The sequence below is a fragment of the Microbacterium sp. NPDC089698 genome, from assembly GCF_044749045.1.
Taxonomy (GTDB): Bacteria; Actinomycetota; Actinomycetes; order Actinomycetales; family Microbacteriaceae; genus Microbacterium.
The window spans coordinates 79,573-94,469 of sequence record NZ_JBIVHE010000006.1 but is presented as its reverse complement, the minus strand read 5'-3'; the positions used below and the strand labels follow the sequence as shown (position 1 = coordinate 94,469).

Sequence of the window (14,897 nt, the reverse complement as noted above, 5' to 3'; positions counted from 1 at the left end):
GTTCGAGGAGTGACGATGAGCGGACGCATCGCCGTGGTGACGGGTGCAGGTTCGGGGATCGGGCGCGCCGTCGCGCGCACGATGCTGGAGGCCGGCTACCGCGTGGCGCTGGCCGGGCGGCGCGAGGCCGCGCTGACGGAGACGGCGGCCTGGCGCGGAACCATCCCGTCGAACGCGCTCGTGGTGCCGACCGATGTCACGGTCGAGGCCGAGGTGGACGCGCTCTTCGACCGCGTCGTGCAGGAGTGGGGCCGGGTGGATGTGCTGTTCAACAACGCCGGCGCGTTCGGTCCCGCCGTGTCGGCCGCCGACATCTCGCTGGACGACTGGGAGCGCACGCTCGCGGTCAACGTCACCGGCGCGATGCTGTGCGCACGCGGCGCGATGCGCGTGATGCGCGCGCAGGATCCGCAGGGCGGCCGGATCATCAACAACGGATCCATCTCCGCGCAGGCGCCCCGCCCGCTCTCGGTCGCCTATGCGGTGAGCAAGCACGCGCTCACCGGCCTCACGCGCTCGATCGACCTGGACGGCCGGCCCTTCCGCATCTCCTGCGGGCAGATCGACATCGGCAACACCCGCACCGAGATCATGGACGAGCTCGGCGTCGGCTCCGGAGCGCTGCAGGCCGACGGCAGCCGCAGGGTCGAGCCCACCTTCGACGTCGAGGCGGCGGCCCGCACCGTGCTGTTCATGGCGGATCTGCCCGCCGAGGCGAACATCGGCGCGCTCACGGTGACGGCGAGCGGGATGCCCTTCGGCGGACGCGGCTGAGGCGACGGGTGAGGGGATGGATCCCATCAGGCAGATCCATCCCCTCATCTCGGTGCGGAGCGTCCGTGCGGAGCCTCGGCGCGGTGCTTCGGTGCGCGCTCAGCAGAAGCCGGCGAAGGCGTCCCAGGACCAGTGGTCGGCGTCCGCGCCCTCGCGCAGGAACGACGCCTCGATGAGGCCGTAGGGGCGGTCGGCGGCGTAGAACACCTCGTTGGGGTTCTCCAGGCCGAACGGCGACAGGTCGACGACGAAGTGGTGCTTGTTCGGGGTCGAGAAGCGGATCTCGTCGATCTCCGGATGCTCCGTGAGGACGGCCTCGGCCATCTCCTTCAGCGTGTGCTGCAGCGCGTACGAGTAGTTGCGCGAGAAGCCGGCCAGCAGCAGACGACGCACGTCGGCGAAGGTCTCGTTGAAGTCGATGTCGGTGCGGTTGTAGCGCCAGCGAGCCGTCACCGAGGTCGCGAGGATGCGGTCCTCGGTCTCGGGCAGGGTGGTGTACTTGTCGCGCGGGTAGCCGACGAAGCCGCTCTGCGTGGACTTGAGGACCGTGAGGTCCTGCAGACCCGCGGTGACCGTGGTCTCGTCGCCGTCGATCTGCACGATCGCGGTGCGGACCTCGGTGCCGCCGCGGACGAACGCGTGGTCATGCTCGCCGTTGTCGCCCTGGATGCGCAGCCAGGTGTACTGCTCGGCGGCCCAGCGACCGCCGGTGACCCAGTCGAACTCGCCGGTGAAGTGGCGGCCGAGGCGGAGCAGGTACTCCTCGGGGCTGCCGATGCCGTCCTTGGCGAAGGCGAAGACGGTGTTCTTCTGCGTGTCGGTCGCGACGCAGTGGGCGTTGTCGCCCTCGAAGTGCACGGCGGCGAAGTCGCCACGCAGCTGCGAGGTGACGTTCAGGTCCTCGATCTCGTGACGGTCGGTGTCGCGCGTGATGCGGACGACGCGGTTCTCCGCCTTGCCGTACTGGTTCTTGCCCAGGGTGATGGTGGTCATGGGGATTCCTCTTAGCTTCCTCGGTAGGTGGAATAGGCGAACGGACTGAGCAGCAGCGGCACGTGATAGTGCGCCTGCTCGGCGTCGACCAGGAAGGTCAGCACCACCTCCGGGAAGAAGGTGTCCGTTTCGATGCCGGCGAAGTAGGCCGCGGTGTCGAACCGGAGGCGGTATGCACCGCTCTCCAGCCGCTCCGGGCCCAGCTCTTTCACCCGCCCGTCAGCATCGGTGAAGCCCGTACCGATCCCGACCCATCCCTCGCCGTCGCGGGCTTCGAGTGCGACGGCGACGCCGGGCGCAGGGCGCCCGATCGATGTGTCCAGGATGTGGGTGGTCACGTGGGAGACGCTCATGCGCTCGCTCCTTCGGTCTCGATGGCCGCCGCGAGCCGCAGGGCCGCGATCTCGCGGAGCTGCTGGTCGACGACGGCGAGCTCCTGCTCGTCGGTGTTGCCGAGCCGCTCGTGCAGCAGGGCGAGGATGTCCTCGGCGCTGCGGCCGGCGGCCCGCACGAGGAAGACGCGGTCGAACCGCTCCTCGTAGGCGCGGTTGCCCTCGGCGAGCGCGGCCGCGGTGGCGTCGTCGACACTCGGCTGCTCGCGGCGCGAGTGCGCGGCCTCGGCGCTCGTGCCGTCGACCTTGGCGCCGATGCGCGGGTGGTGCGCGAGCGCCCCGTCGAGCTCGGCCTCGGCGAGCGGGACCGCGACCTCGAGGGCGGCGGCGGAGAGCGCGTCGACCGAGGCGTACGGACGGCCGTCGACGATCGCATCGATCCACCGGGCGATGTCCAGTGCGGGCTTCACAGCGGCCGTGGCGTCGTCACGACCTGCGGAGTTGAACTCCTCGAGCAACATCTTCGATCCTCAAGCCATGCTGGCATCCGGCGTGTAGTGCTTACGGCCGGATCCTATCGAGAGGATCCGTTGCTATCCAGTGGATAGTTTCCGTAGTCCGGAACTGTTATTTCAGCATGTGTAACTATTGTGCGGACCGAACCTCGCCCTGTCAACCCCCATTGCGAGTCGTCCCCCTCAGCGGACGCTCTGGGCTCCTCTGAGGGGGACGACTCGGATGGTGGAAGGGGCGCCGGGGTCAGACGCCGAGCTCGGCGCGCAGGCGCGCGACGTGGCCCGTCGCCTCGACGCCGTACTCGGCGCGCTGCACGACCCCGTCGCCGTCGAGCACGAAGGTGGAGCGGATCACGCCGTCGAAGGTGCGGTCGCCCACGGTCTTCTCGCCCCACACGCCCCACGCGCGCGCCACGGCGGCGTCGGTGTCGGCGAGCAGCGGGAAGGTCAGGCCTTCCGCTTCGGAGAAGGCGCGGATATCGGCGACCTCGTCGGGCGAGACGCCGAGCACCGAGTAGCCGGCGGCGGCGAGCGAGGAGAGGTTGTCGCGGAAGTCGCAGGCCTCGGTCGTGCAGCCCGGGGTGGCCGCCTTCGGATAGAAGTACACGACGACATTGCGTCCGCGGTAGTCCTCGAGCGAGACCCGGGCGCCGTCGGCGTCCTCGAGGGCGAAGGCGGGCGCGGTGTCGCCGGGGGCGAGTCGAGTGGTCATGGTCTCTCCGTTTCGGATGGGGTTCGGCGGATCCAGGGGGTCGAGCGCTTCGACGGGCTCAGCAACCAGGGAACAGGCTCAGCGACCGGGGAACGAGCTCGGCGACCGGGGGTCAGCGGGTGGCGGGCAGCACGCCGAAGGCCTCGGCGAGCTGCATGATCTTGCGGGCCCGACCGAGGCGGGGCAGGTCGCTGCCGTCGCGGACGATGCAGCCGCGCGCCTCGAAGTCCTCGAGGAACTCGTAGGCCCACTCGACGTCCGTGCGGGTGGGACTGATGACCTCGTTCACGACCGGGGCCTGGTCGGCCTGTAGGCAGAGTTTGCCGGTCATGCCCATCGAGACCGTGATGGCCGACTGCTCCCGCAGGATCGGGTGACTAGATCCCACGGTCGGGCCGTCGATCGGACCGGGCAGGCCGCCGGCGCGGCTCGAGATGACGAGGCGCGCCCGCGGGTAGGCCATCGCCTCGCGGTCCGCCGACATGCCCGTGTCGCGGCGGAAGTCTCCGCTGCCGAAGGCGAGCCGGAAGGCGCCCTTCGCCCGGGCGATCTCGGTCGCGTTCTCGATGCCGATCGCGGATTCGACGAGTGCGACCACGGGCACCTTCGCACCGAGGCGGTTGAACGTGTCCATCACCTGGCCGCCGAACTCGGTCTTGGCGAGCATCACGCCCTGCAGGCCGGGGGCGTCGCGCAGCCCGTCCAGATCCGGGGACCAGTGCTCACTGGTGGCGTCGTTGATGCGCACCCACGCGCGGTTCGGCCTGCCATCCACGTCGGCGCCGTGCAGCCAGCGCACGACGTCATCGCGGGCGGAGTCCTTGTGGCTCGCGTCGACCGCGTCCTCCACGTCGAGCACGACCGCGTCGGCGTGCGAGCGGGCCGCGTCGTCGAACGTCTCCGGCCTCGTCGCCGCGACGAGGAGCCACGAGCGCGCCAGCTCCGGCGCGATCTCGCGCGGGCCGGTGGTGGGCAGAGGAGCGTTCATTGTGTTCCGTTCTATGAAACTTGACTTTTGCAATATGAAAACGTTACTCCCGCTCGCGGGCGGGCGCCAGCCCCCGGGCCGGGCCGGGTGTCAGCCACGCAGCGCGACCACGGCGTCCCACAGCGCGGCGGCGACCGCGCGCTTCGAGCCGGACGCCACGGCGACCACGGCCCCGTCAGGACCGATGACCTCGACCGCGTTGTCGTTCTTCTCGAACCCGTGCTCGGCATCCGCGAGGTTCACGGCGAGCAGGTCGGCGCCCTTGCGCTCTCGCTTGCGCCGCGCGCGCTCGCGCCGGGCCTCGGGATCCGTCGCCGTCTCCGCCGCGAAACCGAGGATGATCTGTCCCTCGGGAGCGCCGCCGGCCCGACGGGCGGATCCGAGCGCCGCCAGGACGTCCTCGTTCTCCACGAGCTCGATCCTCTCGAGGATCCCGTCCTCCTTGGTGAGCTTGTGCGCGGCGGCCTGGGCGGGCCGGTAGTCGGCGACCGCGGCGGCCATGACCACGGCGTCCGCACGGGCCGCCGCCTCCTTCATCGCGGTCGCGAGTTCCGCGGCCGTCGCGACCGGACGGATCCTGATCCGCGGATGTCCCGCCTCGGCGAGGACCTCGCCCGCGAGGTTCGCCGCCACGAGTTCGACGTCGGCGCCGCGGGTCGCGGCCTCGACGGCGAGGGCCGCACCCTGTCGCCCGCTGGAGCGGTTGCCGAGGTAGCGCACGGGATCGATCGGCTCGCGCGTGCCGCCCGCGGAGACCACGACGGTCAGACCGGCGAGGTCCTGAGGTGCCAGCAGGCGCAGCGCGGCCTCGGCGACCGCCTCGGGCTCGCTCATCCGGCCGGGACCGCTGTCACCGCCCGCGAGCTCGCCGTCGTCCGGCCCGATCAGGTGCACGCCGCGCTCGACCAGCGTGCGGATGTTGGCCTGCGTCGCGGGGTGGGCCCACATCTCGGCGTGCATCGCGGGGGCGATGAGTACGGGAGCGGTCGTCGCCAGGAGCGTCGTGCCGAGCAGGTTGTCGGAGATGCCCGCGGCCATGCGCGCGATCGTGTTGGCGGTGGCGGGCGCGACCACGACGAGGTCGGCGCCCTGCCCCAGGGCCACGTGGCGCACCTTCGCCACGTCGTCGTGCACGCTCGTGGTGACCGGGTTGCGGCTGATCGCCTCCCACGTCGGCGCGCCCACGAAGCGCAACGCATCCTCGGTGGGGACCACGGTGACCGCGTGCCCCGCCTTGACGAGGAGCCGCACGAGCTGCACCGACTTGTAGGCCGCGATGCCGCCGGAGACCCCCACCACGATGTCCATCCCTAGATTCTGCCATCCGGCCCGGCGCCGCGGCCTGCCGCCGGCGCCGCGGCCTGCCGCCGGCGGCGCGGGCGGCCGCAGGCGGTGCGGGCGGAGCGGTGCCCGCGGGCGCATGCCTGCCCGTGCCCCGCGGGCGCTCGCGCGGCGCCGGGTCCGTGCGCGCCCCATCCCCGCCGACGCCCCCTCCCACGTCCGACGCCCCCTCCCAGGAAAGTTCGCACGAGGGGGCGTCGACGCCCCGAGGGGGCGTCGACGTGCCTAGACTGAGGCGCGTGTGCACGGTCGTGATCGAGGTCGGCGCCCTTGGCGGGGCTGAGGGACCCGTGGTGCGGCTGCTGGCCGTGCGGGATGAGGATCCGCTGCGCGAGTGGGATGCGCTCGGCGAGTGGTGGCCCGAGCGCCCAGGCGTCATCGGGATCCGCGACCGCCGTGCGGGCGGAGCGTGGCTCGCGGTCGATCCGGCGTCGCACCGGCTGGCCGTGCTACTGAACCGCGCCGACGTGCTCGACCTCCCCGACGATCAAGCCGTCTCCCGCGGCACGTTGGCGCCGGCGTCGGTCACCGGCACCTCGCCCACCGGCTCGGAGCGCATGCACGGCTTCAACCTGCTCGAAGTGTCCCCCGACGGCGCCCGCGTACTGTCCTGGGACGGCACCGAGCTCCGCGAGACCCCGGTGCCCCCTGGCGTGCACATGATCGCCCACTCCGATCTCGACGACCCGGAGACCGCCCGCATCGCCCGCTGGCTCCCGGAGTTCCGCGCGCATCCGACGCGCGACGAGGAGTGGCCGGCGTCCTGGATCCGGCTGCTCGCGACGACCGCGGAGCTGGATCCCTCCGACGACCGCGCGATCATCCGGGACAACCGCCCGCACGGCTATCCAACGCAGTCGCTGCTCTACTGCACAGCGTCGATCGGCCCCGACGGCGTCGAGCTGCGCGACCACGCTCTGCCGGCGCCGGCGCACTGGGGCTGACGATGCCGGCGGCATCCTCCGATCGCCTCGTCCCGATCCCCGGGGACGTGATCCGGCAGGCCTCGCCGCGCAAAGGACGGTCATAGAGTAGGACAGACTGCCGGATGACGGCATCTGGACATCGAGCGACGAAGAGGCGCCATGACGAGCGGCAAGGCTCAATCTCAGACCGCGTCGCAGAGACCCGCTGCGACTTGGCGTGCTCCGCTGCAATACGTGGCTGTCTGCGTGGTCGCGGCCCTCGCGGTGACGTGGATCATCTCGTTCGCGCCGATCGACTGGAGTGTCGTTCGATCCTGGTTGGTCGCCGTTCTAACCAATCCATGGGCTATGGCCACCGTGGTGGGCGCTGGTCTGGGCTTTGGGATATGGGCGACCGTCCGGCATAGGCGCGCGGCCCATGGCTCTGTTACTCGGCATAGTCCACCAGCCTTGCTGGTACTGGGCTTGTTCGTCTGTTTGGCTCTGGTGGCCGCTATATGGCTTGTGCCGGCGGCCCTAGTTACGTGGGACGCTGCGGACACCGCTTCAAGCCCGGCCGAGAGGCTAGGAGCAATAGCCACAGCACGGCAGGCCATGTTGTGGACTGCAGGCGGGCTATTGGCGGTGATCACGATTGCGCTTACTTGGCGAAGAGACGCCACCGCTCGGCTGACTGTTGAGCGCGAGCGAGATGAGAACTACACTAGCCGGTACACGACTGCGATCGCGGAGCTTGGCGACGACAAACTCGCCGTACGACTCGGCGGTATATATGCATTGCAGAGAATAGCTGCGGACTCAGTTCGCGATCGCCAGACGATCCTGAATGTTCTAGTCGCGTTTCTGCTCGACACCGCCGCCCTGCGGCCGACTGAGCAGACCCGAAACGTCGCCTCAGACGCAAGTGCAGCCATCCGAGTCGTCGGTAGGATCACTCAGCTCGCGAGGCCCGACCGCCCACTAAACTTGGGCTTCTTGCAGCTAGACGAAGCGGATCTGAGCTTCGCGAACCTGGAGGGCGCAACTCTGCACCGGACGGTTCTGAGCAACGGCTACCTCGAAGGCGCCAACTTGAGAGGGGCGGGGCTGCACGCCACCCACCTCGGTGGAGCGGACCTTCGCGGCGCAGACTTGTCTGGGGCGAGTTTGTATCACGCACGTCTGACGGGCGCAGATCTCCGTGGCGCGAACCTATCCGACGCCCGCCTCGAGGGCGCCAATCTCTTCAATGCAAAACTTCAGGGCGCTTCCCTGTCTGGAGCAGACTTATCTGGTGCCAACTTGGAGGGAGCGACCGTTGATCGAAAGAGCCTGATCGATGTCCGCGTCAGCACCGCTACGACGGATGCGACGGATGCCGAGACCGGCGACCTTGTCGCAATGCAAGCATTCCTGCGAGCAGACGATCCCCCTGGTAACGGAGCGGATCCGGACTTCTTTCCTTACCGCCCAGACAGCGGCTACCGCGCCGACAGCGGCTACCGCGCCGACAGCGGCTACCGCCCAGACAGCGGCTACCGCCCAGACAGCGGCTACCGCCCAGACAGCGGCTACCGCCCAGACAGCGGCTACCGCCCAGACAGCGGCTACCGCGCCGACAGCGGCTACCGCCCAGATTCCTGGTACAGCTCGGAGCCCCCGTACCGACCAGATAGTGGGAACTGTCCGGACGATGGGCCGCCTAGCGGCGCATCCGGACGTTGAACCCCTTTGCCAAGTTCATCGCGTCATCTCCTCTTGAAGAATCTCGCGGTCGTCGAGAGGCACGCGACGAGCAGCTAGCAGTTGAAACCGCTCGTCGCCGCGTCCCGCGACGAGAACGCTATCGCCTGGTCTCGCCGCCCAAACCGCCATTCGGATCGCATCTCTGCGGTCGGGGATTTCGATACTGTTAGGCGCACCTATGCGTACTTCCCTTCGGATCTGTTGGGGAAGCTCACGTCGAGGATTATCGTCGGTCAGGATCACGATGTCCGCTAGTTCTTCGGCCAACGCCCCCATGTCAGGCCGCTTACCTCGATCGCTCTCGCCACCAGCTCCGAAAACCAGGATTACACGACCGCGCGTTCGAGTACGCACGGATTGCAACGCTGCGCGAAGCGCCCCAGGGTTGTGCGCAGTATCGACAATTGCGGTGACGCCGTTCTGCTCGGCAATCACTTCTAGGCGCCCCGGGGGTGGCACCACTGTTGTGAGCGCATCTGCGACTTCGTCCGGAGATCCTCCGGCACTCATCACCGCGCCCGCCGCGAGCAGAAGATTGTTTGCCACCACAGGATGCACGGTTGGAAGCGATACATCGAATTGGTTGCCTCCCACCACAAGTTGGCCTACGAGTGAACCCGCCACCTCCACTAGTTCAGTTAGCCTCACTTCGCCACCATCACCCACGACCACGAGGCGAGCGCCCCGCCGCCTGACTGCTTCGCGCACCAGTTCGCTTTGTGCGGACCCGCTTAGGATCAGCGCCACGCCATCCGGCCGCAGATGCTCTTCAAACAATCGCAGTTTCGCTCGCCAATAGGCCTCGATACTGCCGTGGACGTCGAGGTGGTCTCGCTCAAAGCCGGTGGAGACTGCAACGTCTACCTCTACACGATCCAGAAGACCGTCAGCGAGGATACCAACGAACGCCTCGATCGAGACGGCTTCAGCTCCGGTGCGAAACTCCCGGTCGATGAGCTCTGGGAAATAGTCAGGGGAGCGGTATGTATTCGCCTCGCGCAGCACTCCGTGAACGTCCGTAACGCCCATTGAATCGTAGCAGGCAGCCCGCCACCCGATCCGATTCATCAGCTGCATGGTTGCCGACGCGACGGTCGTCTTGCCGTTCGTACCAGTGACTGCGGAGATCAGTGGCCGTCCTTGAGGGCGAATGACAGGTCGGATCAGGAGTCCCCCGTACTCAAGCGCGTATGCCAGCACTGTATTGTGCTGGTCTGTCCCTTCCAAGCGACTCAGCTTAGGAGCGACTGTTCGAGTATGCCATCCGACCGCAGCCCCGTCGACAGGCTGACTGGCCCAAATCGCGAGCGTTGTTGTGCTGCCTCAGGCAGATCTGACGGCCTCCACGCCATTCCTCAGCCCGCGATCGCCCGCCCGTACACCTCGAGCATCGCCGCCGTCCGCGAGGACTGCCGGAAGTCCGCAGCGACCTGCGGATCCGGCTCCGGCGCACGCCCGGCTGCGATCTCGTCCGCGGCGAGGCGCAGCGTCTCGGCGAGTGCCGCCACCCGCCCGGGCTCGTCGTCGGCCGAGGGCACGGCCCACAGCCCGCCGCGCAGCTCACCCGCGATGTCGGGATCGCTCACGACCGTCGGAGTGCCGAGGGTCGCGGCCTCGAACGGTGTCATGCCCTGCGTCTCGAAGCCGATCGAGGTCTGCACCACGGCGTCGGCCGCGGCGATCCGGGCGAGGACGTCCGCGTAGCCGATCCGTCCCGCGAAGCGGATCCCCGGACGGCCCGCGCGCGCGGCGATGCGCTCGGCCGCGCGGCGCTCTCCCCCGCCGCCGACGATCTCGAACTCCGCGTCCACATCGCTCGCGACGACCGCCTCCAGGAACGGCAGCAGCCGCTTCTCCGGACTCATCCGGCCGAGCCAGATGAACCGCGGCCGGCCGGGGACGCGCTCCGCCGGCGCCGCGGCGAGCACCTGCTCGCGCACCTCGTCGTCGATGCCGTTCCAGATCACGTCCACGGATCCGAAGACCCCGTGCTGCTCGAGCCGGCGGGCGAAGTGTCCCGAGGGCGCGGTCACGGCGCGCGACTCCGCGGCGATCCCGGCGAGGTACGCCCAGCCGTCCCCAGCGTGCGGCTGCACGCCGATCCCGCGCAGCGCCATGCGCCGCCACAGGTTCAGCGCGCCCAGCACGGGCCGGTGCAGCGGGGTCACCGCGGCGATGCCCACGTCCACGCGGTTGTGCATCGTGTGCACGGCGGGGATGCCGTGCCGGTGCGCGAAGCGGTGCCCGATGTACGCGCCCCAGAAGTCGGCCTGCACGTGCACGAGGTCCACCGCCGGACGGCGCGTGAGCGCCTGATCGAGGAAGCGGTCGGTGCGCCGGCCCGGCCAGGTCAGCGAGTACTCGCGGTCGGCCGTGATCGGGATCGACGGGAGGTCGACGTACCCGGGATCGCCCGCGGCGGCGGCGCCGCGCGCCGAGTGCATCCGCGGCGCGACGATCGTGACCGTATGCCCGGCTCGCTCCAGGTACTTCCGCTGCAGCCGCATCGAGACCTGCGCCCCGCCCAGCGACTCGGCGTGCTGGTCGCCGAAGAAGACGATGTGCATCCGGGGCTACTCGGGCAGCGGCTCGTCGCGGTACAGCGCCTCGAACGTGTCCAGCGTGCGGTTGATGTCGTGCACGGCCACACCGTCGAGCGAGGCGTGCTGCATGCGCTCGTACTCGGCAGGATCCGCCGTGAGCACGTCTGTCAGCCGTGCGGCCAGCTCGTTGACGTTGCCGGGTTCGAAGAGGTAGCCGTTCTCGCCGTCGTGCACGAGGTGCGGCAGCGCGACCGCGTCGGCCGCGACGATCGGGAGGGCCGAAGCCATCGCCTCCATGGTCGCGATCGACTGCAGCTCGGCGATCGAGGCGATCACGAACAGCGACGCTCGGCTGAGCAGCCCGCGCAGCTCGGCGTCGGTCGTGCGACCGTGGAACGTGACGCGATCCTGCAGGCCGAGCTGCTGGCTGAGCGCCTCGAGCTGCTTGCGCTGATCACCGCCGCCGACGATGTCGAAGGTCACGTCGAGAGCCGGATCCAGCTTGGTCATCGCCTTGAGGATGACCTCGACCTGCTTCTCGGCGGTGAGCCGGCCGACGAACACGATGCGGTTCTTCTCACGCGGGCCGATGACCGGCGTGTACTGCGTGCGGTCGATCCCGCAGCTGACCGGGATGACGCCCTCGACGTCGATCGTGCGCTCGAGGAAGTCCGCCGCGCGGCGGGTCGGCGTCGTCACTGCGCGCGTGAGCGCGAACGTGCGGCTCGCATCGGCCCAGGCGAGGCGCAGCACGATGTCGTCGATGAACTTCGGCATCGTGGTGTGGTCGAGGATGTTCTCGGCCATGACGTGGTTCGTGGCGATGACCGGGATGCCGCGCTGATGCGCGATCCGCGACAGTCCGCGTCCGATCACGATGTGCGACTGGATGTGCACGACATCGGGCTGCACCTCGTCGAGCACCTTGCGAGCGTAGTGCTTCGACCGCCAGGGCCACACGAACCGCAGCCAGTCGTGGGGAGCCCAGCGCACCGACGGCAGCCGGTGCAGGGTCATCGCCTCGCCCTCGATCACCTCGGTGCGGGGCTTCGCGGTGCGGTACGCCTGATTCGGGGCGACGACGTGCACGTCGTGACCGCGCTGCACGAGGCCGGCGGCGAGACGCTCCGTGAACCGGGCGGCGCCGTTCACGTCGGGAGAGAACGTGTCCGCGCCGATGAGGATCCGCAGCGGGCGTGCCGCTGCGGGCTCGGCCGGAACGGGCGCGGCGGTGTCGGAGGTGGCCTGCGGGCGATGGTCGCCGGGGGAAGTCACGTGATTGCTGCCTTTTGCTGGGCCGCGGTGCCGGCGAGCACCTCATCGGCCGCTCGAACCCCGCGGAGATGGCCTGGATCGGGCGCTGGCCACTCTACCCGAGGGGCCTGGGGATCCGAGGGAGGCGGATCCGGCACGGCACCGCACGGCGGACCGGCATGGTCACGGCAGACGGCATCGCACGGCGTCGCGAGGCGTCGCACGGCGTCGCGCGGCGGAGGGCCGGTCCGCTGATCGCAGGACCGGCCCTCCGCACGGCTCAGGCGCCGAGCACGATCCTCTTGGCGTGGCCGTGCCCGTCGAGGTCGAACTCGAGCGTGAGCGGCGACGTTCCCGTGACCCGCACGCCGTCGTCGCCCTCGACCACCGTCGACTCCGCGACGCCGGCGAGCACGAGCCGCGCGGTCGTCTGCGTGCGGCTCGGATCCGACAGCGCGACCGTGGTGCGCCCCGCGTCGGTGCGCACGGCGACGGAGCACGGCCCGCCGACCGCCACACCGTAGGCGGGGGTCGTGCCCGCGGGCGTCGCCTGGAAGAAGTTCGCGAGGACGAGCCCCTGGCCTGCCACGCGGATCGCCTGCGCCTGTGCGTTGTTCGCGAGGACCTCGACGGTCGGCGCATCCGACTCCGTGAACGTGACCGAGTGCGCCACGTTCGGCAGCACCATGTAGGCGTAACCCCCGCCGGACGGGTTCGTGCCGTGGTGGTGCGTCACCGTGACGTAGTCGCGATTCTTGACCTCGGTCGTGCCGCCCGTGTCGGATCCGGAGTTGATCGTCTGCCAGTCGCCGGAGCGGGGCACGACCTGCACGTCGATCGTCCCGGAGACGTTCTCGCCCTTGAGGAAGACGTATCCGCCATGGCCCATGATGTGCACGTTCCGCTTGACGGTGATCGCCCCGTCGGCCGCGGTGAGGACGCGGTTGCGGTTGTCGGTGCGGACGTTCGGCACGGCGCCCGGCGCGAAGGAGCGGTTGTCGATCGTGGTGAACACGTCGAACCCCGATGCCGACGCGATCGCGGAGCCCAGGCACACGACCTTGTCGTCGAGGAAGAACCACGACTTGCGCGCGCTGAGCGACTTGTCGAAGTTGAGGTGATCCATGCCCTGGATGCCCCAGCGGTCGTCGAGCGCGAGACCGCCGCCGAACGCCTGGAACGCGCGCGGGATGCCCGTGCCGTCGGTCGCGCCGTTCGCCCGCGGCGCTGCCGTGACGGTCGTGCCCGGCAGCCGGTAGGGGTCGATCGTGGGCCAGAAGTCGGCGCTGTACTGGGCCGGATCCGCCGAGCTGTAGAAGAAGGTCATCCCGTCGCCCTGGTACCAGCCGAGGTTGTTCTCCTTGTTCCCCCACTCGTAGCGCCCGATCCGCTTCGACGAGACGTTGACCACGGCGCTGAACCCCGGCCGGTGGTGCACGAGACGGTCCTGGTCGCCGAACGCCGTCGTGGCGACCGGGGCGTCCGCCGGCGCGACCGAGCCGTCGCCGAGGATCGAGGTGACCAGCAGCGACTTCGCCACGGTCTGCGTGGGCAGGCCGTAGAGCTTCTCGTCGGTGCAGCGCTGCAGCCAGCCCTTCACGAGCGAGAGGTACCGGCCTCGGTAGGGTTCGCCCGCGCCCTGGGACAGCAGCAGGATCGCGGTGATCGCCGCGGCGCCGTCGACGTAGTCCGGCTCCGCCTGCCGCGACACCGCGCGCCCGCGGACGGCCTCCATCATGCGGCCGTTCCAGATGAACGGGGCGTACGAGGCCTCGACCGCGTCGAGGACCACCGACTTCTTCGGGTCCGTCACATCCCAGTCGCTCCCGCCGAGGAGCCCCAGGATCTCGGCGATGCCGCCCAGCGTGACCACGCCGTAGGTGCCGACATAGGGCAGGTAGGTGTGCTGCACGAAGGATCCGTCGACGTAGAAGCCGTCGCCGCTCGTGACGTAGCCGAACACGCTGTTCTTCCCGGCGCGGACCGTGTCGCTGAGGGCGTCGCGGGCGAGTGCGATCTCCTCCGGACGCCCGTCGAGGATCCCGCGCAGCGCGCAGGACAGCGCCTTGTCGGTGCGGTTCGCGCCCGTCTCGGCGAGGCTCGTCGCACGTCCGCGCCAGTTCGGGTCCGGCGTGAAGTAGCGGGCGGCGGCCAGGAGCGCGGTGCGCACATCGGCCGGGACGACGTCGTGCAGCAGGATGCAGATGTCGGCCGCCTTGCGGGGCACGCCGATCTCCCAGAACCACCAGTTGCCGACCGGGGACTTGCCCGCCTTGTAGACGTTCGCGCTGAGCCAGGTCAGGGCGTCCACGAGATCGGCGGCGAGTGCGGCGTCCCCGTGCTGCGCGCACCCCGCGGTCGCGTAGGCGAGCGCGAGATCGAAGATGCGGTTGAAGGTGACGCCCATGTTGCCGGACAGGATCGTGCCGCTCACGCCCGCGAGGGGCAGGTCGCTCCAGATGCCGGGGCTCGCCGCGGGGCGCACCATCGCGTTCCACGAGGCCGTCGCCGCGTCGCTCATCCCGCTCAGCACGCCGGCGAGCTCGGGGACGGATGCGGCGCTGCCGTCGCCGGCGAGCATGACCGCGCGGCGCTGGACGAGCACCGCGAGCGGATCGTCGTCGGCCGCGCTGACGCCACCGGGCAGCGTGCGGGCGCTCGCCGATCCGCCGGCGACGGCGACGAGGGCGCCGGCTCCGAGCAGTCCGAGCAGGGCGCGGCGGTTCATTTCGAGGGGGGACATCATCGGCCTCCGGATCGTTCGGGGAAGGATTCGCGCACCATGGTATGCGCT

The 14,897-nt window shown here is 69.8% G+C and carries 13 protein-coding genes; 3 read left to right on the top strand and 10 right to left on the bottom strand.

Annotation, left to right across the window (positions count from 1 at the left end; genetic code table 11):
- Nucleotides 1-15 precede the first annotated feature (15 nt).
- Nucleotides 16-774 carry an SDR family oxidoreductase gene (locus ACIPY5_RS15840; protein WP_400972305.1) on the top strand — a complete coding sequence of 253 codons (759 nt, stop codon included), beginning with the start codon at nt 16-18 and terminating at the stop codon, nt 772-774.
- 99 nt (nt 775-873) lie between these two features.
- Here ACIPY5_RS15840 and pucL read toward each other — a convergent pair whose 3' ends face one another.
- The 6 genes from pucL to coaBC form a co-directional block, all read right to left on the bottom strand.
- On the bottom strand, nt 874-1,767 hold the full coding sequence (pucL, locus tag ACIPY5_RS15835) for a factor-independent urate hydroxylase (protein WP_309341843.1): 894 nt from the start codon (nt 1,765-1,767) through the stop codon (nt 874-876).
- Nucleotides 1,768-1,778: 11 nt separating this feature from the next.
- The gene (uraH, locus tag ACIPY5_RS15830; RefSeq protein ID WP_045270294.1) at nt 1,779-2,120 is read right to left on the bottom strand and encodes a hydroxyisourate hydrolase; all 342 of its coding nucleotides are present in this window, start codon (nt 2,118-2,120) and stop codon (nt 1,779-1,781) included.
- Nucleotides 2,117-2,620, bottom strand: coding sequence for a 2-oxo-4-hydroxy-4-carboxy-5-ureidoimidazoline decarboxylase (uraD, locus tag ACIPY5_RS15825; RefSeq protein ID WP_400972302.1), 504 nt, complete (start codon nt 2,618-2,620; stop codon nt 2,117-2,119). The genes uraH and uraD overlap by 4 nt, the downstream gene beginning before the upstream one ends.
- 238 nt (nt 2,621-2,858) lie before the next feature.
- Nucleotides 2,859-3,326, bottom strand: coding sequence for a thioredoxin-dependent thiol peroxidase (gene bcp, locus ACIPY5_RS15820; protein WP_309341839.1), 468 nt, complete (start codon nt 3,324-3,326; stop codon nt 2,859-2,861).
- A gap of 112 nt (nt 3,327-3,438) precedes the next feature.
- Nucleotides 3,439-4,314: an HpcH/HpaI aldolase/citrate lyase family protein gene (locus ACIPY5_RS15815; RefSeq protein WP_400972300.1), complete on the bottom strand. Its 876-nt coding sequence runs from the start codon at nt 4,312-4,314 to the stop codon at nt 3,439-3,441.
- 90 nt (nt 4,315-4,404) lie between these two features.
- Nucleotides 4,405-5,622, bottom strand: coding sequence for a bifunctional phosphopantothenoylcysteine decarboxylase/phosphopantothenate--cysteine ligase CoaBC (coaBC, locus tag ACIPY5_RS15810; RefSeq protein WP_400972298.1), 1,218 nt, complete (start codon nt 5,620-5,622; stop codon nt 4,405-4,407).
- 272 nt (nt 5,623-5,894) lie between these two features.
- Between coaBC and ACIPY5_RS15805 the strand changes: the two genes are divergently transcribed.
- Together ACIPY5_RS15805 and ACIPY5_RS15800 are read left to right on the top strand one after the other, a co-directional pair.
- Entirely contained in the window at nt 5,895-6,599 is a 705-nt protein-coding gene (locus tag ACIPY5_RS15805) for a hypothetical protein (protein ID WP_400972296.1), read from the top strand.
- Nucleotides 6,600-6,827: 228 nt separating this feature from the next.
- Nucleotides 6,828-8,285 (top strand): pentapeptide repeat-containing protein, encoded by a 1,458-nt coding sequence (locus ACIPY5_RS15800; RefSeq protein ID WP_400972294.1) that lies wholly within the window; start codon nt 6,828-6,830, stop codon nt 8,283-8,285.
- 15 nt (nt 8,286-8,300) lie between these two features.
- Here the strand turns inward: ACIPY5_RS15800 and ACIPY5_RS15795 are convergent, their stop codons facing one another.
- From ACIPY5_RS15795 to ACIPY5_RS15780, 4 genes are all read right to left on the bottom strand, one after another.
- Complete coding sequence (locus tag ACIPY5_RS15795) at nt 8,301-9,533, bottom strand: Mur ligase family protein (RefSeq protein ID WP_400972292.1); 1,233 nt, start codon at nt 9,531-9,533, stop codon at nt 8,301-8,303.
- 128 nt (nt 9,534-9,661) lie between these two features.
- Nucleotides 9,662-10,873: a glycosyltransferase family 4 protein gene (locus tag ACIPY5_RS15790; RefSeq protein ID WP_400972290.1), complete on the bottom strand. Its 1,212-nt coding sequence runs from the start codon at nt 10,871-10,873 to the stop codon at nt 9,662-9,664.
- A gap of 6 nt (nt 10,874-10,879) precedes the next feature.
- Complete coding sequence (locus ACIPY5_RS15785; protein WP_396652907.1) at nt 10,880-12,124, bottom strand: glycosyltransferase; 1,245 nt, start codon at nt 12,122-12,124, stop codon at nt 10,880-10,882.
- Between the two features lie 259 nt (nt 12,125-12,383).
- Nucleotides 12,384-14,846, bottom strand: coding sequence for a polysaccharide lyase 8 family protein (locus ACIPY5_RS15780; RefSeq protein ID WP_400972287.1), 2,463 nt, complete (start codon nt 14,844-14,846; stop codon nt 12,384-12,386).
- Nucleotides 14,847-14,897: the final 51 nt, after the last annotated feature.

Excerpts from the sequence above, each read along its gene's own strand:
- ACIPY5_RS15840 (WP_400972305.1), top strand. The coding sequence starts at position 16 with ATGAGCGGACGCATCGCCGTGGTGACGGGTGCAGGTTCGGGGATCGGG.
- pucL (WP_309341843.1), bottom strand. The coding sequence starts at position 1,767 with ATGACCACCATCACCCTGGGCAAGAACCAGTACGGCAAGGCGGAGAAC.
- uraH (WP_045270294.1), bottom strand. The coding sequence starts at position 2,120 with ATGAGCGTCTCCCACGTGACCACCCACATCCTGGACACATCGATCGGG.
- uraD (WP_400972302.1), bottom strand. The coding sequence starts at position 2,620 with ATGTTGCTCGAGGAGTTCAACTCCGCAGGTCGTGACGACGCCACGGCC.
- bcp (WP_309341839.1), bottom strand. The coding sequence starts at position 3,326 with ATGACCACTCGACTCGCCCCCGGCGACACCGCGCCCGCCTTCGCCCTC.
- ACIPY5_RS15815 (WP_400972300.1), bottom strand. The coding sequence starts at position 4,314 with ATGAACGCTCCTCTGCCCACCACCGGCCCGCGCGAGATCGCGCCGGAG.
- coaBC (WP_400972298.1), bottom strand. The coding sequence starts at position 5,622 with ATGGACATCGTGGTGGGGGTCTCCGGCGGCATCGCGGCCTACAAGTCG.
- ACIPY5_RS15790 (WP_400972290.1), bottom strand. The coding sequence starts at position 10,873 with ATGCACATCGTCTTCTTCGGCGACCAGCACGCCGAGTCGCTGGGCGGG.
- ACIPY5_RS15780 (WP_400972287.1), bottom strand. The coding sequence starts at position 14,846 with ATGTCCCCCCTCGAAATGAACCGCCGCGCCCTGCTCGGACTGCTCGGA.